This is a genomic window from Burkholderia sp. 22PA0099 (genome assembly GCF_047497165.1).
GTDB lineage: Bacteria > Pseudomonadota > Gammaproteobacteria > Burkholderiales > Burkholderiaceae > Burkholderia.
Map to the genome: position 1 here is coordinate 2,164,216 of NZ_CP163164.1, position 22,911 is coordinate 2,187,126.

The 22,911-nt window shown below is 57.5% G+C and carries 22 protein-coding genes; 17 read left to right on the plus strand and 5 right to left on the minus strand.

The annotated features are described in order from the left end of the window. Positions 1–82: 82 nt before the first annotated feature. The 3 genes from AB4851_RS09620 (at position 83) to AB4851_RS09630 (ending at position 3,505) form a co-directional block, all read left to right on the plus strand. Entirely contained in the window at positions 83–916 is an 834-nt protein-coding gene (locus AB4851_RS09620; RefSeq protein ID WP_414446989.1) for a transporter substrate-binding domain-containing protein, read from the plus strand. 49 nt (positions 917–965) lie between these two features. After that, entirely contained in the window at positions 966–2,570 is a 1,605-nt protein-coding gene (locus AB4851_RS09625; RefSeq protein ID WP_414446990.1) for an amino acid ABC transporter permease/ATP-binding protein, read from the plus strand. Positions 2,571–2,653: 83 nt separating this feature from the next. Beyond that, positions 2,654–3,505 carry a fumarylacetoacetate hydrolase family protein gene (locus AB4851_RS09630; RefSeq protein ID WP_414446991.1) on the plus strand — a complete coding sequence of 284 codons (852 nt, stop codon included), beginning with the start codon at positions 2,654–2,656 and terminating at the stop codon, positions 3,503–3,505. A 379-nt stretch (positions 3,506–3,884) separates the two neighbouring features. Here the strand turns inward: AB4851_RS09630 and AB4851_RS09635 are convergent, their stop codons facing one another. Next, positions 3,885–4,694 carry an IclR family transcriptional regulator C-terminal domain-containing protein gene (locus AB4851_RS09635; protein ID WP_414446992.1) on the minus strand — a complete coding sequence of 270 codons (810 nt, stop codon included), beginning with the start codon at positions 4,692–4,694 and terminating at the stop codon, positions 3,885–3,887. A 219-nt stretch (positions 4,695–4,913) separates the two neighbouring features. On the opposite strand from AB4851_RS09635, the gene AB4851_RS09640 reads away from it, so the two are divergent. The 10 genes from AB4851_RS09640 to AB4851_RS09685 all read left to right on the plus strand — a co-directional run bounded on the left by AB4851_RS09640 (position 4,914) and on the right by AB4851_RS09685 (position 14,274). Further along, positions 4,914–6,080, plus strand: a complete 1,167-nt coding sequence (locus tag AB4851_RS09640) for a porin (protein ID WP_414446993.1) — start codon at positions 4,914–4,916, stop codon at positions 6,078–6,080. 120 nt (positions 6,081–6,200) lie between these two features. Continuing rightward, positions 6,201–7,295, plus strand: a complete 1,095-nt coding sequence (locus tag AB4851_RS09645; RefSeq protein ID WP_414446994.1) for an ABC transporter substrate-binding protein — start codon at positions 6,201–6,203, stop codon at positions 7,293–7,295. After that, positions 7,292–8,113 carry an ABC transporter ATP-binding protein gene (locus AB4851_RS09650; RefSeq protein ID WP_414446995.1) on the plus strand — a complete coding sequence of 274 codons (822 nt, stop codon included), beginning with the start codon at positions 7,292–7,294 and terminating at the stop codon, positions 8,111–8,113. Before AB4851_RS09645 ends, AB4851_RS09650 begins: the two co-directional genes overlap by 4 nt. Beyond that, on the plus strand, positions 8,064–8,921 hold the full coding sequence (locus AB4851_RS09655) for an ABC transporter permease (RefSeq protein ID WP_414446996.1): 858 nt from the start codon (positions 8,064–8,066) through the stop codon (positions 8,919–8,921). The genes AB4851_RS09650 and AB4851_RS09655 overlap by 50 nt, the downstream gene beginning before the upstream one ends. A 2-nt stretch (positions 8,922–8,923) precedes the next feature. Further along, complete coding sequence (locus AB4851_RS09660) at positions 8,924–9,748, plus strand: NAD-dependent epimerase/dehydratase family protein (protein WP_414446997.1); 825 nt, start codon at positions 8,924–8,926, stop codon at positions 9,746–9,748. Next, entirely contained in the window at positions 9,745–10,821 is a 1,077-nt protein-coding gene (locus tag AB4851_RS09665) for an alpha/beta fold hydrolase (RefSeq protein WP_414446998.1), read from the plus strand. The genes AB4851_RS09660 and AB4851_RS09665 overlap by 4 nt, the downstream gene beginning before the upstream one ends. Beyond that, entirely contained in the window at positions 10,811–11,707 is an 897-nt protein-coding gene (locus AB4851_RS09670; protein WP_414446999.1) for a hypothetical protein, read from the plus strand. The genes AB4851_RS09665 and AB4851_RS09670 overlap by 11 nt, the downstream gene beginning before the upstream one ends. Continuing rightward, positions 11,707–12,540 (plus strand): hypothetical protein, encoded by an 834-nt coding sequence (locus tag AB4851_RS09675; RefSeq protein WP_414447000.1) that lies wholly within the window; start codon positions 11,707–11,709, stop codon positions 12,538–12,540. The genes AB4851_RS09670 and AB4851_RS09675 overlap by 1 nt, the downstream gene beginning before the upstream one ends. A gap of 116 nt (positions 12,541–12,656) precedes the next feature. Continuing rightward, positions 12,657–13,493, plus strand: coding sequence for an HpcH/HpaI aldolase family protein (locus tag AB4851_RS09680; RefSeq protein ID WP_414447001.1), 837 nt, complete (start codon positions 12,657–12,659; stop codon positions 13,491–13,493). Further along, positions 13,483–14,274: an amidohydrolase family protein gene (locus AB4851_RS09685; protein WP_414447002.1), complete on the plus strand. Its 792-nt coding sequence runs from the start codon at positions 13,483–13,485 to the stop codon at positions 14,272–14,274. The genes AB4851_RS09680 and AB4851_RS09685 overlap by 11 nt, the downstream gene beginning before the upstream one ends. A 414-nt stretch (positions 14,275–14,688) precedes the next feature. On the opposite strand, the gene AB4851_RS09690 is transcribed toward AB4851_RS09685, so the two are convergent. The 4 genes from AB4851_RS09690 to AB4851_RS09705 form a co-directional block, all read right to left on the minus strand. Continuing rightward, a complete protein-coding gene (locus AB4851_RS09690) occupies positions 14,689–15,537 on the minus strand; it encodes an SDR family NAD(P)-dependent oxidoreductase (RefSeq protein WP_414447003.1) in 849 nt (282 codons plus the stop codon). A 436-nt stretch (positions 15,538–15,973) separates the two neighbouring features. Continuing rightward, complete coding sequence (locus AB4851_RS09695; protein ID WP_414447004.1) at positions 15,974–17,104, minus strand: porin; 1,131 nt, start codon at positions 17,102–17,104, stop codon at positions 15,974–15,976. Positions 17,105–17,301: 197 nt separating this feature from the next. After that, a complete protein-coding gene (locus tag AB4851_RS09700) occupies positions 17,302–17,748 on the minus strand; it encodes an acyl-CoA thioesterase (RefSeq protein WP_414447005.1) in 447 nt (148 codons plus the stop codon). Continuing rightward, entirely contained in the window at positions 17,745–18,911 is a 1,167-nt protein-coding gene (locus AB4851_RS09705; protein WP_414447006.1) for an iron-containing alcohol dehydrogenase, read from the minus strand. Before AB4851_RS09705 ends, AB4851_RS09700 begins: the two co-directional genes overlap by 4 nt. Before the next feature lie 131 nt (positions 18,912–19,042). On the opposite strand from AB4851_RS09705, the gene AB4851_RS09710 reads away from it, so the two are divergent. From AB4851_RS09710 to AB4851_RS09725, 4 genes are all read left to right on the plus strand, one after another. Further along, complete coding sequence (locus tag AB4851_RS09710; RefSeq protein ID WP_414447007.1) at positions 19,043–19,882, plus strand: IclR family transcriptional regulator; 840 nt, start codon at positions 19,043–19,045, stop codon at positions 19,880–19,882. Between the two features lie 151 nt (positions 19,883–20,033). After that, the gene (locus tag AB4851_RS09715; RefSeq protein ID WP_414447008.1) at positions 20,034–21,263 is read left to right on the plus strand and encodes a CaiB/BaiF CoA transferase family protein; all 1,230 of its coding nucleotides are present in this window, start codon (positions 20,034–20,036) and stop codon (positions 21,261–21,263) included. Further along, positions 21,253–22,071 carry an enoyl-CoA hydratase-related protein gene (locus tag AB4851_RS09720; protein WP_414447009.1) on the plus strand — a complete coding sequence of 273 codons (819 nt, stop codon included), beginning with the start codon at positions 21,253–21,255 and terminating at the stop codon, positions 22,069–22,071. Before AB4851_RS09715 ends, AB4851_RS09720 begins: the two co-directional genes overlap by 11 nt. Continuing rightward, on the plus strand, positions 22,068–22,886 hold the full coding sequence (locus AB4851_RS09725; RefSeq protein WP_414447010.1) for a crotonase/enoyl-CoA hydratase family protein: 819 nt from the start codon (positions 22,068–22,070) through the stop codon (positions 22,884–22,886). Before AB4851_RS09720 ends, AB4851_RS09725 begins: the two co-directional genes overlap by 4 nt. The last annotated feature ends 25 nt before the right edge of the window (positions 22,887–22,911 follow it).

Consider the following 22,911-nt stretch of genomic DNA (forward strand, 5'->3'; position numbering starts at 1 on the left):
CGGGTCCGTCCCGCCTGCTTTAAAAAAAAGATATGCGATACGCTCGATCAATGGCTCACATCACCGCATTTGGAGAATAACCATGTCATTCCTTAACGCCTGGCGTCGCCGCTTTGTCGCGGGCCTGCTGTGTTCGGGCGTCTCGCTCGCGTCGGCCGTCCCGGTGCAAGCTCAGACATCCGACATTGGCACAATCGCGCCCGGTCATTTGAAAGTGGCGATGGCGGCCACTTATCCGCCGTTTGAATCCATACAGAACGGCACGATTGTGGGTTCGGACCCGGACTTCGGCACGCTTCTCGCGAAGCAGCTCGGTACGACGGTGTCCTTCGAGGATGCGAAGTTCGCGACGCTGATTCTCGGGCTCACCGCGCGCCGTTACGACGCGATCATCTCCGGCATGTACATCACGCCGGAGCGCACCGCCCAGGCGGCCGCAGTTCCTTATGCGCAGACCTCGAGCGCCATCCTCGTATCGGCGGCTAGCGGCCTCAAGCCGAAGCAGCCCGAGGATCTGTGCGGCCTGCATGTCGGCATTGTCTCGGGCACGATTTATCTGCCGAAACTGCGCGCGTTGTCGGCTGGCTACTGTACGAGCTCGGGCAAGGGCGCCATGCAGATCAGCGAATATCCGACGACGGCGGAAGCGATCCAGGCGATGCTGTCCGGCAATGTGCAGGCAGGCATGCAGGTCGCGAACACGGCTTATACGCTGGCTGCCAAGTCGAACGGGCGCATCGTCGTTTCATCGACCGATCTGATCTACCCGCAGGTAATCGGCATCTACATACGCAAGGACAACGCCTCATTGATCGCGGCGATCAGCAAAGGCATCGAAGGGATGAAGAAAAGCGGTGAGCTGGACAAGTGGCTCAAGGCGAACCATCTGTTCATGGCTCCGCCGAGCGGCGGTTGAATGCAGTGGTCGGTTTGCATGTGTGGTTTTCGCGTGATGAGAGAAGCTTATGAAATTTGACCTGCCCTACATGCTGTCGCTGTTTGCGATGCCGGAGCTTTGGCGCGCGGCACTGACGGTGATCGAACTCAGCGCGCTGTCGTGGTTTCTTGCCGTGGTGCTGGGTTTTCCTCTCGCCTGCGCGAGGCTGTCGCGTCATGCCTGGTTGTCAACGCCGGCGCGCCTTTACATCTGGTTCTTCCGGAGCGTGCCGCTGCTGGTTGCAACTATCGTGATCTACAACCTGCCGCAGATGTTTCCGGCGACGGGGGCGTGGTTCTCGCATCCGTTTTTCTCTGGAGCGGTGGCGCTCGTGGTGACCGAAACGGCGTACATGGCCGAAATTCATCGCAGCGGCCTGGGCGCCGTTGCGCGAGGGCAGTCCGAGGCAGCCGTGGCGCTCGGCCTTGGGCCGGTCGGCATCCAGCGGCTCGTGGTGATTCCGCAGGCGCTGCGTATCGCGCTGCCGACGCTCGCGAACCAGTACATCGCGTGCGTGAAGCTGACGTCGCTGATCTCGGTGATCTCGCTGAGCGAATTGCTGTTGGTCGGACAGCAGCTATATGCGCAAAACCTGCTGGTGATGGAGACGCTGTTCGCAATCACCGTCTACTACGTCGGCATCGTGACGGTGTTCGGCTGGATCATCCACTACGTGGAAAAGCGCGTCGACCTGTCCATGCGCAAGCCCGTCGCGCTGGACGTGGCGCAGACCAACCTGTTGCGCGACGGACTCGCGCCGTTGCCGGCGGCGCCGGTCGTCCCGCGTAACGATGCGACGGCGGCGCTCGTCCTGAAAGGGCTGCACAAGCGTTATGGCAATCATCACGTACTCAAAGGCATCGACTTGCAGGTGCGGCAGGGCGAAGTCGTCTCGATCATTGGTCCGTCCGGCTCGGGCAAGACCTCGCTGATTCGCACGATCAACGCGCTCGAAGGGCTCGACGAAGGCGAAGTTGCACTGTTCGGCGAGCCGTTCCTCGCGGCGGGCAAGCGCGGCAACGCTGTGGTCCGGCGGGCCGGGCTGCTCAACGTCGGGATGGTGTTCCAGAACTTCAATCTGTTTCCGCATCGAACCATCGCCGAGAACGTGATGCTCGCCCCGTGCTATCACGGCCGCCGCAATCAGGCCGAGGCGCGTGCGCAGGCGCTTCGCCTGCTGGACAAGGTTGGACTGCTTGCACACTCGGACAAATACCCGCACCAGTTGTCGGGGGGCCAGCAGCAGCGTGTGGCCATCGCCCGGGCGCTAGCGATGGAGCCGGCTGTCATGCTGTTCGACGAGCCGACCTCCGCACTCGATCCGGAGCTCGTCGGCGAAGTGTTGAAAGTGATTTCCACGCTGGCCGACGAGGGGATGACGATGCTGATCGTCACGCACGAAATGGATTTCGCAATGTCGATTTCCGATCGCATCGTGTTCATGGAAGACGGCGTGGTGAAGATGGCAGCCTCGCCCGACGAGATCCGCCTGCGCCCGGATGCCGAGCGTGTCCGGCGCTTCATCGGTGCGGGCGACGCGCACGAGTCGCAGCAATCGGCGCGATCGGTGCCTCGGCTGGATGTCGCCAATCCCGATTCCGTCGTCAATCAAGGGGCGCTCGGCAGCGCCTGACCTTTAACCTCATCCCACCAGGTAGATTGCCATCGCCAGCGTTGCGGCTGGTGGATCAAGCGCTGGAGAAGGAGATTGTTCTTATGAAACTCGTCAGCTTCCGACATTTGGGGCGCGCGTCGTACGGTGTAGTCGTTGACGGTGGCATCGTCGACGCCGCACCGCGTGCTTCGGCCCTGGGTGCCACTCTGAAAGAGGCGCTGGAGCGCGATTCGGTCGGCGCGCTTGCCGACTATGCAGCGGGCCAGAGCGCCAAGCTTGCGTTCAACGACATCGAACTGCTGCCTGTGATTCCCGATCCTCAGAAAATCCTGTGTGTCGGCATCAACTACCTGTCGCACGTCAAGGAAACCGGGCGCGAGGTGCCGGACAAGCCGATGCTTTTTGTGCGCTTTGCTGATTCGCAGACGGCGCACGAAGCACCGATCATTCGTCCGTTGGTATCGGAACGACTCGACTTCGAGGGCGAGCTTGCTGTCGTCATCGGCAAGCGCGCGCGTCACGTGAAGGCGGAGGACGCGTTCGATGTGGTCGCCGGTTACGCCTGCTATAACGACGGCAGCGTGCGCGACTGGCAGCGCCATACATCTCAGTTCACGCCTGGAAAGAACTTTCCGCAAACGGGCGGATTCGGTCCGTGGCTCGTCACGCGCGATGAAGTCGGCGATCCCGCTCAGCTTTCTCTGATCACGCGTCTGAATGGCGAGGTTATGCAACAGGCTACTACCGACGACTTGATTTTCCCGATACCTAAACTGATCGAATACTGCTCGACCTTCTGCACGCTGCAGCCAGGTGACGTCATTATCACGGGCACGACAGGAGGGGTGGGCGCGTTCCGTGAACCGCCTCTATGGATGAAAGCCGGCGATGTAGTTGAAGTAGAGATTTCGCGGATTGGAACGTTGCGAAATGTGGTGGTCGATGAGGCATAGAGATGCGTGACCGGTATCTTTGAAGCGCAAAGTGGCGGATTGGTCGGATAGGCCAGTCCGCGCTTTATTCGCAGCAGAGCTTCTTTACTGATCGGAGACTTATAACGTCCGGTTTGATTCCGGAAGTCACGGTCGCATCAGCCCTCCAAAGGGATGTGGCCTCGGTGGCCTCGGTTGTCTCGACAACTGCTGGCGGAGCGCCACCTCGTCAATGAACGCCGTAGATGTCTCGCCGCGAGTCTTTGCCGCATCGGCTGGCAGCGCCATCAGCTCAAGCTTCTTCGAGTCGGTGCCCAGTCGCAAACCGAGAACTCCCCAAGCGCGGGCGCGCTCGCGTTGGTCACGGCACCAGTCGACACCGGCCGTTCTCGCATTTACTTCACTTGCGCGACTTCAGTGCCAAATTTGCTTGATCGGCGGCGTTCTGGAGCACCGGAAGAAACCGCTCGACCATGTCTTCTTTACTCGCACGGTTGGCGGGCGCCACGATCTTGATCGCCGCAATCACTTTGCGATGTCGATCAAACAACGGTACCGACACCGACCTCACCCCCTCTTCATATTCTTGGTCTCCAAGAGCCCAACCATTGGTGCGTACTTGATCGAGAACCTGTAAAAGCCTTGCGCGGTCCGTAATCGTGTTGCGCGTTCTTGCTTTCAATGGCGTGCTGTCGAGGTACGTGTCGAGTGTTTCCTGGTCGAGGCTCGCCAACAGGACGTGACCGAGAGACGAAGCGTTGGCGGGAATTCTCGAGCCGACGTTGAGTGTTGCATTCACCACGCGGCGAGCCTGCACGCGGCACACATAGACAACGTCTGGCCAATCGAGAACGCCTACGGTGCAGGACTCGTTTAACTCGGCGACAACTTGTTCAACGTACGGTTCGACAATGTCCCACGCGTCATGCGACGCCAGGTACGAGTAGCCCAAATCTAGTACGCGCGGGCGGAGGCTGAAGCGCTTTCCATCCGTTTCGGCATACCCGAGGTCAATCATTGTCAGCAGGAAGCGCTGAGCCGTTCCTCGAGTGAGGCCGGTCTCTCTTGCTACCTCGCTGACGGTCATCGACGCGTGCTCCTTTCCAAAAGCTCGCAGGATCTCGAATCCGCGCTCCAAACTCTGAACGAAGTAAGCAGGGCGGTTGCGTTGAGTAGGGCCATCATCCGGCACTGATTCTACTTTCGTCATAACTTATTTCCAAAAATGTCCGCATTGCGGACATTTTGAGGATCCAGGGGGAGAATTGTCAATACATTGATTGTCCGCATTGTGGACAATTGTCCGCATGTTGACCATCGACCGTTTGCACCTTACCATTGGTTTGCCCGGCAGAGCTAGATCGATAGGAAAAAATCCTAATAGCGTTGGGAAAAAATATTAGTAGAACGAACTAAATAAAGGAGACAAATGAAAAAGTTACTTCTGGCAGGTGCCACTTTCGGCGCGTGCTCATCGGTGGCATACGCTCAGAGTTCCGTGGTGTTGTATGGCGTTGCCGATGTGGGTATCAATATTCAGAGTAACGTTCAAGGTCATGCTGCCTACGCTCAGAACAGCGGCATGATGCAAGGAAGCCGGTTGGGTTTTTTGGGATCGGAAGACCTGGGCGGCGGAATGAAGGCGATCTTCCAGTTGGAGAACGGTTTCGATATCACGAGCGGCAGGGCGGGGCAAGGCGGCCTGCTGTTTGGCAGGCAAGCGTTCGTCGGTTTGTCAAATCGATTCGGAGTACTGACATTTGGGCGCCAATACGACTCGCATCTTGATGCGGTTCTAAAATTTGCTGCAGCGAATCAGGGAGCCTCGATCGCGGCCGCTCATCCGGCTGATCTGGACAATACGAACTACACGTATAGAAGCAACAACTCGATCAAGTTCACGAGCAACCCCTTGCAGGACATCACTGCGAGTGCACAGTACTCGGTGGGTGGGCAACCTGGAAACTTCACGGGCGCGCAGATCTGGTCACTGGCGCTGAGCTATTCGAATGGCGCAACGTCGGCGGGTGTCGGTTACCTGGATGCAAAGAACCCGAACATAGGTTTGTTGGGAAGCGCATCGGCTACTCCACAGGCATCGTCATCAGCCAACGTCACGTCCCCCGTGATTAGTGGTCTTATGTCGGCAAGCGCCTACAAAGGGCTGGCCGCGGGTGCTGCCTATGCACTTGGAGACGTTACGCTCAGTGCACTTTACTCACATACTCGCTTTCTCGGGCTAGGCGATCTGACATCTGGGCCAAATCCCGCGCATCTCACGGGAAGCGCAACGTTTGATACGTATGAAGTGAACTTGCAGTACCGCCCCTCGCCATCTTGGTTGTTGGGTGCTGCCTATCTGTTCACCGATGGCGGCTCATCAAGCGGGGCAGTCGGCGCACGCTATCGGCAGGTTGCGGCTGACATTCATTTTCTGTTTTCCAAACGCACCGATGTCTACATCGCTTGCGTGTACCAGCACGCCGCAGGGCGCGATTCGACGGGGCGTTCCGCAGTGGCGGCGATCAATGGCTTGAGCCCGTCCAGTTCCGCCGATGCAGCGCTCGTTCGAATCGGGCTGCGACAGAGGTTTTAGCCTACAAATTCCCTTCGGGTTTGTCCGTAATGCGGACGTATGTCCGCATAGTTGACGTTTTCTATGTCGGCGTCTAACATTCGCAACTAGGGAGACGAGCAATAAGCTAAGGAGATTTACATGGTGGTCAAAAAATGGTGGCGCTACGCATGTTCGAGCATCGCCGGAATAGCGCTTTTCAGTTCGAATGCCCACGCGGATCTAGTCCAGGTCAAGCTAGGGTACGCATCAAGCGCGATGTCGCTGGTGACTGCGCCATGGCTGGCGGCGAGTGAACTTGGCTTCTTTAAGGAACAGGGCATCGATCTTCGGTGGGTCGTGCTGAATGGTGGAGCAAATGCCATCCAGCAGACTCTCAACAAGAGCATCGACATCACGTATCCATCTGCAAACGAACTGCTCATCGTGGGAAAGCAGCAAGGGCGGCAACCGCTTCCGCTGCGGTTCTTCTATCTAGGTTTTCCCAGGAATATTTGGCAGTACGCAGTACCTGAGAATAGCCCTATCAAATCTTTTGCAGATCTTCGCGGAAAGAAAGTCGGCGTGTTTTCCAGCCAAGCTGCGTACTTGCCACAACTTCGCGCCCTGGCAAGAAGCGCGGGAGTGAATCCAGCGACGGATATGCAGATTCGCGTCGTTGGTGTGGGGGCGGGAGCTTTGCAGGCATTGCGAAGCGGGCAAACGGATGTCTCTGCGCAAGCCGAAGTCCAGCATGCCGCGTTCGAGGCGATGGGCGAAAATCTCAGGTTGCTACCGACGAGTCAACTCGTTGATCAGTTGCATGGGCCCGGTTTTTTGACGCATGAAGACAATCTACGCGATCCAAAACGTAGGGCAATCATGGTAGCGGTTGCTCGTGCGATGGCCATGGGGACGCTTTTCTGCCAGACGAATCCCGAGGAGTGTGTTCGCTTGTCATGGAAGGCCGTTCCCACGCTTCGCCCATCGGGTGATCCCGCTAAGGCAATGGCGACGTCGATGGCTGTATTAAAGGCGGTGTTGGCAGATATGACACTTCGACCTGAACAGAACGGACAGTATGGTCGATATCTGCCGTCGGGCTGGAATGCCTATGTCAAGCTGCTTCGTGACGGGGGAGAGATCAGTGCGCCCGTTGATGTCAATAGTCTTTACACGAACGACTTGATCAACGACGCAAACAATTTTGATCATGCGCGTGTTGTCGCACTCGCAAAAAATAGGAGTGCAAAATGAATGCAGTGATGCGCGAGGTTTCAGCTGTTCAGGATCGAGGCCCCGCCACGGTAGTGTCGCTGGATGGCGTTACTGTGGAATATGCCTCAAACGGTGGTCAGGGACGTGTTCGTGCATTGGACAATATTTCCCTCGAAGTAAAACGAGGTGAATTTGTCGCGGTTTTGGGGCCATCCGGCTGTGGGAAGAGCACGTTGCTGCGTGTCCTTGGCGGGCTTATGCCTCCTTCACGCGGAACCGTGAAGGTCGGTGGTAAAGAGGTGGTTGGACCTCGTCCTGATGTCGGTATTGTTTTTCAAGACCCTACGCTGCTTCCTTGGAAAACAATACGACAAAACGTCATGCTTCCAGCGACGGTTGCGAAGTTGAAAGGGCGCGAGATAGAGGCGCGCGCCGACAACTTGCTGCAGATGGTCGGACTGCAAGACTTCGCGAAGCGCTTTCCGTTTGAGTTGTCGGGAGGCATGAGGCAACGTGCCGGCATTGCGCGGGGGCTGCTCAACGATCCGAATGTGCTGTTGATGGATGAACCGTTTGGCGCTCTCGATGCAATGACGCGTGAACGGATGAATGAAGAAATTGCCCGTATCTGGGCGGAAAGCGGCACTTCCATCTTGTTCATTACTCACAGCATTCCGGAGGCGGTTCTATTGTCGGATCGGATTGTCGTGTTGTCGTCGCGGCCGGGGAAAGTTGTCGAGGTCATCGAGAACAAGCTGCCGCGTCCACGGTCGCTTTCCATCATGGCAACGAAAGAGTTCGGTGAGTATGCAGCCCATCTCCGGAGCTTGTTTCAAGTGTCCGGTGCTATCGATTGACGAGGTGATGATGAACTTTCAGAAAATTAACCGTGCTACGCAGCCATTCCAAGCCTTCATTGCATTGCTGATCATTTGGGAGTGTGCTGTTCGTGCAACCAACACGCCTACGCTCATCCTGCCTGCGCCGAGCCAAATCTTCGTTGCGCTCGTCGATGGCATTCGAGACGGTTTGTATGGGCGTGACCTTGCCTCTACGCTGAGCGCGACAGCGCTTGGTTATGTGGTCGGATGTGTAGCCGGCATTGCACTCGGGGCAATCCTTGCCGAATACAGGGTGCTAGAGCGTTTGTTCTATCCGCTCATCGTTGCGTTGCAATCGCTGCCGAAGATTGCGCTCGCGCCACTTTTTGTAATGTGGTTCGGATTCGGTATGTTGTCGAAGACGGTGACGGTGGCGTTGTTGTGTTTCTTTCCTTTGCTTGTCAATGCAATGACAGGGATCGCGGCGGCCGACCCCGATCGAGTGACTTTGCTTCACGCGATGGCGGCATCGCGCTCGCAGATCTTCATTCACGTCAAATTGCCATCCGCGGCTAGTTCGATCTTTGCCGGTCTTCAGGTGTCCGTGGTGTTGGCACTGATCGGTGCATTGGTGGCCGAATTCATCGGATCAGATTCCGGCATGGGAATTGTCATTGAGGCGACCCGATCGAATCTCGACACACCGGGGATGTTCGCGGCGCTGGTGATTCTCGCAGTGATCGGCCTGGTATCAACCAAGGTGATTCAGGAAATTCAGCGGAAGGTCGTATTTTGGGAGCGCCGTCCCGGGATTCTGAGCGCGAGCGATGCCAAGGAGGTCTAATTGTGGAAAAGCATTTAGTTGTACTGACGGGGGCGTCCGGGAAGATCGGAAAACGTGTCAGGCAGTATTTGAAGGGGAAATGCTTGCTTCGCAGCGCCGACATTGTTGCGATGGACTCTCCAGAAGGAGATGAGGAGGTTGTCGTTTGTGATTTGACCGATCTCGACGCCACTCGAAAGCTTTTTGCTGGAGCGTCAGTCGTGGTTCATCTCGCCGGCATCCCTCGCGAGGCGCCAATCGAGGACATTGCTGCTGCCAATCTCGTCGCGACATGGAACGTGTATCAGGCAGCACGAGAGGCAGGGGTAAAGCGGGTTATTTTCGGTAGTACTAACCATGTAGTTGGATTCTACCGAGTTGGGGAACGTCTTGATGCCGATTCGCTTGCTCGTCCCGATACGCTTTACGGTGCAAGCAAGGTGTTCGGCGAGGCGGTAGCCAGGCTGCATTGGGATAAGCACGCCATCGAGAGCGTCTGCTTGAGGATTGGTTCTGCGCTTGAGCGTCCTTTGAACCAGCGTCAGCTCAGCACCTGGATTAGCTACGAGGATCTCAATAGATTGATCTGGGCATCCATTACCGCAGAGCGTGTTCAGTATCGCGTCGTCTACGGGATCTCCAATAACAGCCAGGCGTGGTGGGACAACAGCGGGGCGAACCATCTTGGCTATGAGCCGCTTTCACGAGCCGATGACTTTGCCGATGAACTCGTGGCTCTGGAGTCCGTTCTTCATCCACAAGGCGATGAGTCCGTCAGCGCTCAGTTCCAGGGTGGACCGTGGGCAGCAGATGGTTATTCGGCAGATCAAGGCAAGGTAAGTACATGAAGGCATTCTTGAGTGTAGCTGCTATGGTGATGACGACTATTGTCGCGGGTGGCGCCGACGCCGCTCCCAAGGTGCCCGCCGCCGTCGAACGTTGGATTGAGCCTGGACAACCCGGCGATTATCGATTGCACGTCCACGAACGTCACGCATCCAATTTGTGCGGCAAGCCGCCGGTTCTGCTGTTGCATGGATATGGCGTGCCGACGGCGATGGCATTTGATGTCCAAGGTGCCTCCTTGATGGAGCATCTGGCGCAGACCGGGCGCACGAGCTTTGCTGTCGATTTGCCTGGTTTCGGAAAGTCACAACGTCCGCCGGAAATGAATGGCGCACCGATTGCAGGCAAGCCGCTCATCCGGGCCGCCGACGTCCTGAGCGATGTCACCAGGGCTGTCGACTACGTTCAATCCGTTTGTCCCGGCACCCAAGTCGATGTTATCGGCTGGTCGTGGGGTGGTGTTGTGGCGGCCATGTGGGCATCGACTCAACCCACCGCTCTCAGACGCTTGATTCTGGTTGACAGCATGTACTCGTTGCATGTGCCGTCCATCACTAAACTCTTTGCGGATCCAACGAATCCCGACAAAGTGAATCCGAACCTGCCTTCCTACAATATCGTGCCGGTGCAGGCTATCGCTGATCAATGGAACGGGATGCTGAGCACGACTGGCCTGTCGGCCGATGCGTTACGCCAGCCCGAAGTAGCCGAGGCAGTTTCAAAGGTATTTCTGGAGTCGGACGCCGGGCGGCCGTCAGCGACAGCGATACGTCGTCCGCTCGGGCCAATCGTCGATCTGTTCGAGATCTTCAGTGGCCGCCCTATTTACGATGCGTCGAAGGTCATCGCACCTACATTCGTCATTCATGGCGATGCCGATAATTTCTCCGATATCGGAATGGTCACGCATTTCTCTCAGAGCTGCGGCCGACGAGAGCTGATTGTCGGCGATGGCACGCATTACATGATTTTCGAAAAATCACGCCATCAGGTCTATGCGGCGCTTGACGACTATTTGTCATCAGATTTTCCTGCGTGTGGGATACGTAAAAAAGGAGTGCAACATGAAAATTAAATTCCAGAAGAAATCGGTAACGCTCGTGGCGACCCTGATGATGACGTCATTGTGGAATTGCAACATCATGGCTTCAGAACTGGAGAACTGCCAAAGCCTGGGGCGAAGCACCGCACAGCATTGGATGGCACGTACCTCGCTGCCATTGATCGACACGACATTGACGATGGCACAGGCGGAGTGTGCTCGAACCGAATTCCTCAAGCAATTGCAGCCGTTGCTCGGACCGCCGGTTGGCTACAAGGTCGCAGCGGTTACGCCACCCGCACAGCGCGATCTCGGCGTGCGGGATCCCTTGAGCGCGACTTATCTCGCCGGCATGTTCCGGATGCTGGATTCCGATAGCGACGTCGTTATTCCATTGAATTACGCTTCGCGTCCGATTGTCGAGGCGAAATTGATGGTCACGGTGAAAGATGACGGAATCAATTTGGCCAAAACCGTTGATGACGTTGCCGAGCACATTGCGTATGTGGTTCCTTCGATCGAATTGGGCGACAGTCTTGTCAGGCCGGATCAGAAACTGACCGGCCCTATTTTGACTGTATACAACGTAGGCACTCGCGCGGTGCTTAATGGACCGGCCATTCAGTTCAATTCCACCGAAGAGTTGAAAAAATCGCTTAGAGGCATGATCGTCACCACTCGGGATGGCGATGGAAAGATCATAGAAACCGAGCCGGGAAGTTCGATTATGGGCGATCCTCTAAAAGCAGTGCTTTGGATCATTCACGATCAAAATTCACGCGGAGTAATGCTTCATGCAGGCGATAAATTGGGCCTGGGTGCGATGTCACGGGTGCGCCCTAAGAAAGGCACGGTGATGGACACCGAGTGGAAAGGACTTGGAGAGAAGTCAGTCACGTTACAAGTGAGGTTCAAGTAATGAAAAGTAATCAGCCAGCGCCGAACGTCGTATTGTTCGATACAGCGCGATCGAATGAAAACGATGCCGTGAGCACGACAAGCTATGTTCGAGCACGCTCATTCCTGGTGGCGATGACTCACGCATTCGATGCATGTTCGGTGTACGAAGATTGCGATGAAGAAGTCATGATGCTTCTTCCTGATACTGGGGTCGACGTCCGATGGGATGGTGGCGTTATTTCCGCTACCTCCAGGTCCATCGTTGTCTTGCCTCGGGGGCGGTACGAGATCGATATTCCGAGAGCCGGGCGCGTCATTCGACTCCATGCCTCAATTCCAGAGAAATTGCAGCATCTCGGGCTTGATACAGACGCTGATGGGCCGGCTTTGAAAAGTAATGTGGCCGGATTTTTTCGCAAGAATGGCGGTCTGTCTCCATCTGTATATCCTTTGGATGACTATCCGAACTCTCCGGGAATGCCAAGGGCAAAACTATTTCAATCGGCGGTGATCAGCATAAATTGGGTTGAATACCAAGGGCCGAGAGACAGAACCCAATTGTCTCCGCATTTGCACGACGATATCGAGCAGGGTTCGCTCGCTTTGGAAGGTGATTTTATCCATCATCTTCGAACTCCATGGGTCAAGGATGCCAACGCGTGGCGCGACGATATGCATGAACAATGCAGCGCCGGATCGATTGCCGTCATCCCGCCTGGAATTGTTCACACCACGGAAGGAATTGGTGATGTGAAGCATGTCTTGATTGATATTTTTTCGCCGCCTCGGCGCGATTTCATTGCAAAAAATCAGATTCTGAATTCATCCGATTATTTGGATCTGAAATCTTAAAGCCTGGTCTTCCTCGTCATGGATGATGGCATGTTGGGGTCTCCAGCAGGCCGCTTGAGTGCATTCCGAGTTGAATTTCTGGGTGAGGTGGAATTTTTTGTTCGGTGGGGAATTCTATGGAATATGAAAATAAGCTAATCAATTTTAGAAATCGAATCCGTTCCGGAGATCGTTTGTATGGGACATTTGTAAAATCCCCGACGTCGGAAAATGTAGAAATTGTTGCTGCACTGGGATTCGATTTTGTCATCATTGATGCGGAGCACGCCCCGCTGGGGCGCCGGGAAGTAGATCAACTTTGCCTTGCCGCGAAGGCCGCAGGTATTCCTGCGCTGGTTCGTGTCAATGATGCTTCTGCGGCTACCCTGTTGTCGCCACTTGATAGCGGAGCTGCGGGGGTGGTCGTGCCGCATGTTGTTTCTGGCGAGATGGCTCGGCAGATCGCGGTTTCGTGCAAGTATCGCCCTGGTGGCCGGGGTTTCTCTGCTGCCACGCGCAGCGCGGGGTACGGAAGTCGGACCATGACGGAGGCGATCGATCAGTCAAATCTGGCGACCAGCCTTATTGTCCAGATCGAAGATGAGGAGGCGTTGCACGACCTTCAAGGCATACTTGCTTGTGACGACGTCGATGGCGTTCTGATCGGGCGTGCCGACCTGGCAGTGTCCTTGGGAGAGGCGTCAGCATCAAGTCAGCGTGTCATGGAAGTCGTAAAGGACATTTGCCGAGTTTGCGCGAATTTAAATAAATCAGCATTGATTTTTGCTGCATCGGCGAAAGACGCAAGAGCACTTTTGGACCTTGGCGCGACAGTCGCGGTGGTCGGATCCGATCAGGCATATCTTCGTGATGCCGCGAGGGAAACAATTAAAAATCTGAAAAATCCCGAATTCGGAAGTGAGAAGAAAAGTGTGGCGATTTCCACTGAGGAGGGCGTACGTGGTGAGCGGTGACGACGAAATCTGGGACTGTCATTTGCATGCTTTTCCTGCATCTGTTGCCAATGAGGGGGGCGTTTCCGGGCATGCCTTGCGGGATTACCTGTCAACAGTCGCGAAGCCGTTGGAAATCAATCGACTTGTCTTGGTTCAACCCAGTCGTTTGGCGACTGATCACTCGGTTTTGTTCGATGCGCTGAACGCCATGGAAGGACGCGCGCGCGGCGTGGCTGTCCTCCCGCAGGACGGCAAGGAGTTCGACCCGGCAGAGTGGCATGATCGCGGGGTGCGTGGTTTGAGATATGCGCCACGATTAAAGCAGGGTGGTGAATTGGAACAGCTTATCGAGTTGGCACCCGTTTTGAGGGAATTCGATTGGCATATTCAAGTTTATGCCGATATTGAGGCGTTGCCAGGTATTGCAAAACGTCTGGTTCGTACCGGCGTGCCCATTGTGTTTGACCATTTTTCCAGGGTCGATCCGGGTTTGTCGGAAAATCATCCGTCATTGAGAGTTGTATTCGATTTGCTGGAGTCTGGTGTTGCCTGGATTAAATTTTCCGCTCCCTATCATTTTTCGGAAATGGATGATGGCTATCGAAATATGAGGGGCGTGGCTCGATCGTTTTTCGATAAGAATCCGGAAATGATTCTTTGGGGAACTGACTGGCCTCACCCGAATGTTTCCGCTGCGGTAGACGAAAGGTCCTTGCTTCGCGCCTTGGATGTGTGGGGCTTCAATCGGATCGAAAAAAATAAAATACTGACCGAAAATCCATCGAGGCTATACAGATAGCATGTGGTGGGAACAGGTGCGGCATCGATCTGAGCACATCAATGTGATCGCAACGTGTTTTATTTTGCCGATGATGTGGGCTGGCGTCTCTCATTATTTTGGCGATACCACGTTGCCTCGGCGCTCCTTTATGGTCGAAACCTGTTCTGAGCGATTCCGTCTCATTTCCGGCCATGAAAGGGCCTTTGAAGCGTGTCGAATCAATCCTGCTTGGCGACGCTGGCAAGAGGCGGCGCATCCTCGAAACACGCCGGCTCGACTTTTCGACGAGCCGGCGTGGAAATCGTCAGGACAGCGCCGTCGAGAGATTTTTTCGGTCAGAGGAATGTGCACATCCTCAAGTGCAACCATCAACCCCGAGCCAGGGTTCACACCGGTTTCTGGTGCGCTTGCGCTGTGAAGGCCGCGCCGATTTCATTCAAATGCGGTCTGGACGGATTGCTGTCTCCACGCATCGATATCGGCTTGCACCTGGCGAAGCTTGCCTTCGATGCGGTGGATGGCATCTTCGCCGATAACTAGTCGCAGCGGGGGGGCGGCCGAGCAGGTAGCGTCAACGATCAATCGTGCTGCCGCTGCAGGGTCTCCCGCTTGATTGCCGGCACGTTGTTGCGCAACCGATCGTGTTTTTCCCGCGCTGGTTTCGTACTCCGCAAGCACACGCCGGGTGGACTGCATGGAACCATTGGAAAGAAAACCTGTGCGAAATGATCCCGGCTCGACGATCATGACTTTGACGCCCATGGCGGCTCCTTCAAGCGCCAACGCTTCGGACAGACCCTCGACAGCGAATTTCGTCGCGTTATAGATGCCCCAGCCTGCGCTGGCAGCAAATCCACCCAGCGACGAGACATTGATGACGTGTCCGCCATGCCCGCGGAGCTCGGGCAGCGCGGCGCGGGTAAGCCTCAGTGTGCCAAAGACATTCACGTGGAAAATGGCCTCGACTTCCTCGTCGGACGCTTCTTCGATGGCGCCCAGCAAGCCGTAGCCGGCGTTGTTGACGAGCGTGTCGATTCGGCCGAATCGTGCGATTGCGGTTTGAATCGCCAGCGTTACGCTCGATTCCGACGAGAGATCGATCTGGAGCGGAAGAAGTCGGCCGGCATAGTCCGGGTGTTGCCGGAAGGCTTCAACCACCATGTCGGGATTACGCGCCGCGGCTACGACGCAGCCTCCCCGTTGCAGGACCTCTTTCGCGATTTCCAGACCAAGGCCGCGCCCCGAGCCGGTCACGAACCAAACACCAAGATCTTTACTCATAGCTTTCTCCGAACGGTACCCACAAAATTCAAGACAACTAATAAAAATCGTTTCACAAGACAGAAACCCTGTTTCTGGCTGGAAAGAGCGAACGCCTCGACTCGCGTCAACGGACGTTGAGGAGGAAATGGTAGGCTCCGGTGTCAAAAACGTCAACTATGCGGACATTGGTCCGCATGGCGGACAATTGGGCCTCCCGATTATTGGTCAGATTGGTAGGGTTCCCGACATTCGGTGTACGCATGATTGACCGACATCGGCTGCTTGCAGACTTGGAGAACTGGCCACCCGACGAGGCACTTGCTTGCACGCATTTCGGCCAAAGATGCGGCAGGACTTCAATGGCCGTTCGTGCGTGGCGCAGCGCAGACGCATCGCCGGCAACGAGGCGCCCCGGTTCAAACGCCATAACGTCAGCCGGAAGCGCGATCGCACGCTAGAATTTGTGGCGCATGCCGATCACCACCATGTTCTGAGAACCTGTCGAGGATGGCGAATCGAGGTAGAGCGCGGCCACTGCGTGCGGGCCCGATACACGTTGAAAATCGTCGAAGATGAACACGTCGGTTCGTTTCGACAAAAAATAATCAAGGCTGACCGCAGCCGTATGCCAATGTGGGTTTGCCGAAATGCCGCCATACTTGCCCGCTGAAAAGACGTAGGCGGCACCTAGTACGAGACTCCGCGCCAGCTTGTAATCGATCGACACGTCGTAGTTATCCAGCCTGAAGTTCGTGCCGTCGCGATAGGCGTACCGGATGGTATCGATCATCGCGTTAAGACGCAGATGAGCACTGAAATCGTAATAGCCGCCAACTCCCGCGTTACGTTGCTTGAGCGTGCCGATCGCACTGTTGAGCGGGCTGGAGCGGAACATCAAGAACGACGCACCTTGAAAGTCGTCGCTTACGGCACCGTTTGCGTTCAGCGTGCCAGGCTGATCGAGTTCGACATAGGCGGCCGCAAGCATCACAGGGCCACGGCTGTAGCCGATACCACCGCCGAACGCCCGATTCTGGGTAAACGCGCCTGCTGCGTTGCTGAATGAATACATCGCTTCGGCATTCATGCCGTTCACCGTGGGCGAGACGTATTTGACCGTATTGCTGTAGCGCCAACTACCGATCAAATTATCCGAGTCACCCGGATGGTCTGCCAGGCCGCTGGTTGCGGCTGCCGAGGATATCTGCGTGAAGTAGTCCCAGAACATGTCGTATTGACGTCCCAGTGTGAGCGTACCCCAGTGATCGTTCGATAGACCGACGTAGGCCTGTCTGCCGAACATCCGGCCGCCTTGCTGAAGCTTGCCGCTTGTGATGTCGAAGCCATTCTCCAGCGTCGCCACCACACGATTGCCACTGCCAAGATCCTCGCTGATACGAAAGCCTACCCGGTTGTTCTGGTTTGGGCCGGTCACTGTCTTCGCGCTGGCATGGCCGCCATCGTTGTTGACCCATGCGACGCCTTCGGAAAGAATTCCATAGAGCGTGACGCTGCCCTGCGCGAATGCGCTCGTCGACGCCGCTGCGAGCAGGGTTGCAGACAGTAAAGTCGTAGTGATGTTCATGAGATCGTCTCCTGATATTGTCTGTTTTAATTTCGGCGTGTGATGCTGTTGTCGTTGCGGCTTGCTATGGCACGAAGCGGCATATCGATCCTCAATCGATATGCATGGATCTACCGTTAATCGATTAGCTCAATCGATCGAATGAAAGGATTTTTTGGATTCGCCCTTGATCGATGTACTTATGGGCGTCCAGGTACTTATTTGCTGAAGATCGAACGTAGACGTTCGTTGAGTCCGTCAGGCAGGGCATCTACAGGGCGACGAGTTTCTCGATCGACGTAGACGTGGATGAAGCGCCCCTGAGCCGATGCCTGCAGCTCGTTGTTGCGAAACACGGCGAGCAGGTAACGAACACTGCTGGTGCCAATGCGTTCCACTCGTATGCCGACGGTCACGCGATCCGGAAAACTGACTGCGCTGAAATACTGGCAATTCGTTTCGACCACCAAGCCGATTGCATTGTGCGTAGCGGCGGGTCCAAGCACGCCCTGTTCAATCAGCCAGGCGTTCACGGCCGTGTCGAAAAACGCGTAATAGACGACATTGTTGACGTGGCCATACATGTCGTTGTCCATCCAGCGCGTCTCCATCGGTTTCAGCACCGGGAACGCATCTCGCGGCAACGGTTGCTCGCGGACTGTCATAACATCTCCGCATAAAGCGCAAGGGCGTCATCGAATGCAACGGCACGCGGATTGTTCACAAGCAACCGCGTCTGCTGCATGGCATCGGACGCGAGAGTCGGCAAATCGCTAGCCTTGATGCCGACCTCGGACAGTCGAGTAGGCAGACCGAGTTCGCCTGGCAGCATGCTCAGCCAGTCGATCAGCGCTTGTGCCCGTTCTCGATCCGTACCACGAGCCTGGGGCACGGCGATCGCGGCGAGTTCGGCGTAAGGCGCGACTGCTTCGCGCAGATTGAAGCGCATCACCGCCGGCAGTACCAGCGAGTTCGATAAGCCATGGGGGACATGGAAACGCGCACCTACCGGGTAAGCAAGTGCATGCACTGCCGCCACCGGCGCGTTGGCGAATGCCAAGCCGGCGAGCGATGCACCGAGCAGCATGGCCTCACGTGCGGGTAAATGCGTTCCGTCATGGCAGGCTGGCTCGATATGTCGCGACAGCAACCGCATTGCGTCTCGCGCAAGGCTATCCGACAGCGGATTTTTCAATCGCTTGCTGGTATAGGATTCAATCGCGTGGACCATCGCGTCGATGCCGGTCGCCGCGGTGGCCGCGCGTGGCAGGCCGATTGTGAGCGCGGCATCGAGCACGGCGCAGTCGGGCACCAACAACGGAGACACGACGCCTTTCTTCTGCCCCTCGCCGGTCGTGACGATGGCTACCGCGGTTGCTTCCGATCCTGTTCCGGCGGTGGTGGGCACCAGCACGAGCGGCAGGCGTGGCCCTTTTGCGAGACCGACGCCATACACGGCGTCGAGCGTCTCGCCGCTTCCTGCCAGCAGCGCAACGAGCTTCGCGACGTCCATCGGACTACCACCGCCAAAGCCCATCACCGCGTCCGCCTGGGCCTCGATCGCAGCACGCGAGGCCGTTTCGACGGTCGTTGAGGAGGGGTCCGCTTCCACGTCGGAAAATATCGTGACCGTGATGCCATGCTCGCGCAGCGCAGCAAGCGGTGCATCGAGCAGACCTGCGCGTTCGACTCCGGCATCGGACACGACGAACAGGCGGCGCAATGGCCCGCGCAGCGAGCGAAGCGCTTGCAGGATCTCGGTGAGACGTGCTGCGGCACCCGTTTCGACGACGAGCGTCGAGGGTGCATGGAATTGAAACGGATTCATCGGTCTCCTTACGAAGGCAGCCGGCGTCGCGAACGGCGCGCGGAGGTGGGGTGGCTGAATTGTGCGAAAACGCATCCACGTCGGCTATCCGTCAATTCCACTGTGTAGAATTGACGGAGTCGGTGACGTAGATGCATGCCGCGAAAGTCCAATTCCTTTCTGATCACATCGGAGCCGCGATGCCCGTCCATCCTCTCGATGACCGCCTGTCCCCATCTAATCGTTCAGTCGAGCGCGCATTGCAGATCCTGCGTGCATTTCGTCCAGGAGTCGGCCTGCTCGGAAATATGGAACTGGCTGAACGTACTGGCCTCGCGCGCTCGACAGTCAGTCGGCTCACGCAAACGCTGGCCGAAAACGGCTTTCTGGACTACGACGAGGAGAGTGGCGGCTACCGACTCGGTGCGCCGGTGCTGAGTCTTGCGCACGCCTTGCGTCTTGAATCGGTAGTACTGAATTTCGCGCTGCCCGTGATGCGTGAGACCGCCGAGAACCACCGTATCAATGTGGGCCTTGCAGTCGCGGACCAGGGCGAGATGGTCTATCTGGAATCGGTGCGGCGGAACCGGCGTGAACTGTTTCGGCATGTGACCAGCGGCTCGCGTGTGCCGATCGAGCTGACCTCGCTGGGGCGTGCCTATCTGTCGACGCTTCAAGCGAAGAAGCGGACGTCCTGGTTGGCAATGGCGCGCGGACGACATCCCCAGGACTGGCCGACCGTACTTGCCGACATTGAGCGCTCGCTTGCCGATCTCCGCGCCAATGGTTATTGCGTCGTGTCGTGGCAGACGGGCATCACCTCGATCGCGATGCCGCTCGGTCTGTCACATCTGCCGCCTTGCGTCTTCAACATCAGCTACGCGACCGAGGATTTCACGCGCGAGGCGATGCGTACCGCGCTGGCGCCCTTGCTGTGCGAACTGGTGGAGCGCGTGAGGAACGCGTTCGAGGCCACGCGGGCATCCGCGTAGCGGCCACGGCGGCCACGCCCGTTATCGACATCAATTCCATAGAATGGAATTGATGTCTCGAGAATCTACCGTGTCGCAACCATAATGATTTCCGAACGCAGGCATTCGAGCATTGCCCCGCCTGCGGCAAAGTCATTATGGAGACGCAACAATGAGTAGTTTCAATGCCGCCGCCGCGAGCGGCGTGACCGGCGCACTCAAAGGCGTTCGCGTCATCGACGTGTCGCGCGTGCTTGGCGGCCCATTGGCCGGCCAGATTCTGTCCGACCATGGCGCCGACGTGGTCAAGGTCGAACCCCCGCAGGGTGATGAAACACGTGAATGGGGGCCGCCGTTCCAGGGCGACGCCTCGGCGTATTTTCTCAACGTCAACCGGAACAAGCGCGCATTGTCGCTCGACCTGTCGCGCGATGAGGGCCGTGCGGTATTGCTGCGTCTGCTCGAGACGGCGGACGTGATCATCGAGAACTTCAAGCCCGGCACCATGGAAAAGTGGGGGCTCGGCTACGAGCAACTGGCCGAACGGTTCCCGCGCCTCGTCTACGCGAGCGTGACCGGATTCGGCAAGGATGGCCCGTTCGGCGGTTATCCTGGTTATGACCTGATGGCGCAAGCCTGGACCGGCCTGGTATCGATCAATGGTTCGCAGGCGAGTGGGCCGCTGCGAATCGGCATGCCGATCATCGACATGATGACCGGCGCCAACGCGGTGATCGGCATCACGATGTCGTTATACGAGCGAGAGCGTTCGGGACGTGGTCAGCACGTGGACCTGACGCTCTACGACACCGGTGTGAGCCTGCTGCATCCGCATGCACCGAATTGGTTTCTGTCCGGAAAAGTCCCGGGCCTGACGGGCAACGATCACCCGACCATTTCTCCTTACAGCCTGTTCGAGACGGCGGGCGCACCCGTGCTGGTGACGGTGGGCAATGATCGCCAGTACGAGCGTTTCTGCGAAACCATCGGCGCTCCCGAGCTTGCGAGCGACCCGCGCTTTCGCAGCAATGCGCTGCGCGTCGAGAATCGAGAGGTACTGGCCGAAGCGATCCAGGCCAGGTTGCGAGAGTTCGATGGCGAGACGCTCTGCAAGCAATTGATGGACGTCGGGGTGGGCGGGGGGCCGGTGCAGAGCGTCGACAGCGTGCTTACCCACCCGCACACGCTGCATCGCAAGATGGTCGTGCAACTCGGCGAGTATCGCAGCACCGGGATTCCGGTGAAGTTGTCGCGTACACCGGGCAGTGTGCGCACGCCGCCCCCTGAATACAATCAGCATGCGCACGAGATCCTGGCCGAGCTGCAGTTGACGCCCGGTGATATTGCGGCGCTCGAGGAAAGCGGCGTGGTGCGTCGCACGAGGAAGCGCCATGGCGAATGAACCGGAGGTCTTGTACCGGATCGAGCGCGGCGTGGCCTGGATCACGCTGAACAGGCCCGACCAACTCAATGCGATGACATCGTCCATGGACGACGCGCTGCGAGACAGTGTGCGCCGAGCGGACCGCGACCGTGACTGCGTCGTGATTTGCGTGACCGGAGCCGGCCGGGGTTTCTGTTCGGGCGCCGACCTCGGCGTGCCGACCCAGATGAATCGGACGGCCGCTTACGAACCGGATCCCACGACGCTTGAAGCGTTCCGCTTTGCATATCTGCGCACGGCGCGCAAGCCGGTGGTTGCCGCGATCAATGGTGCGGCCATCGGTGTCGGTCTCGTGCTCTCTTCATTTTGTGACGTGCGGATCTGCGCGAGCGGTGCAAGGCTCGGCTTTACCTACACTCGAGTGGGACTCGTGGCCGAATACGGCCTGGCTTGGTGGTTGCCGCGTTTGATTGGCGAAGGGGCGAGCCGCGACTTGTTGCTGTCGGGACGCCTCGTCAATGCGCCCGAGGCCCTGCGCATCGGGCTCGTCGATCAGGTGGCCGACGAGGCGGCGTTCGTCTCGCATGTCGACGCCTACCTGGCCGCGATTGTCGAGCGTTGCGCACCACGCTCGATGGCGACCATCAAGGCGCAATTGAACGCGGCACCCGAGGAGTCCTTGCTCAAGGCTATCGGATCCAGTCACCGCGCCTTGCAACTCGCGCGCTCCGGTGACGATTTCATCGAAGGCAAATCCGCATTTTTGGAAAAACGTCCTCCGCACTTCTCACGTCTCGCGGAGCGCATGGAAGGAGATCCGTCTTGAGCCTCATCGATCACAACGCCCAGGCGACGTCGCGCCAGCCCTTCGTTGTCTGCGAGGTGCACGACGGCATCGCGCTGATCACGCTGAATTCGCCGGATACACGCAACGCGATGAGTGGGGATGCCGACTTCAGCGATATCGAGACTCTGTTTGACCGGGTGCATCGCAACCGCGAGATCCGGGCGGCCATCCTCACCGGCGCCGGCAAGGCGTTCAGCGCGGGGGGCGATGTCAAGCTCATGCATCGCCGCGCCCAGGACACGTCCATCGAACCGATCGACGATCGCTACCGCTATCTGGAAGGTATTCATCGCGTCACGCTTGCGCTGCACCGTTTCGAAGTGCCGTTGATCGCGGCAGTCAACGGCGCGGCAATCGGCGCTGGACTTGACCTGGCGTGCATGTGCGATATCCGGATCGCAAGCGAGCAGGCGAGTTTTGCGGAGAGTTTTGTGAAGGTCGGCATCATCCCCGGGGACGGAGGGGCGTGGTTGCTGCAGCGTGCAATCGGTCCCGCGCGCGCCGCCGAGATGACCTTTACTGGCGACACCATCGATGCGGCTACTGCGCTGGCCTACGGTCTGGTCTCGAAAGTCGTACCGCACGACCAGTTGCTTGACGAGGCTCGTGCGCTGGCGGCACGGATCGCGGTGAATCCTTCGCACGTACTGAGGATGTCGAAGCGCCTGATGCGCGAGTCGGCCAACGCTCGGCTTGAAACCGTGCTGGAGATGTCGGCCGCGTTTCAGGCGCTCGCGCACGCTACGGCCGAGCATCGCGAGCGTGTGGCGAAAATCGTTTCGCGTCTCGGTTGAGCTGCCGGGTGCCGCTTGAGCATCT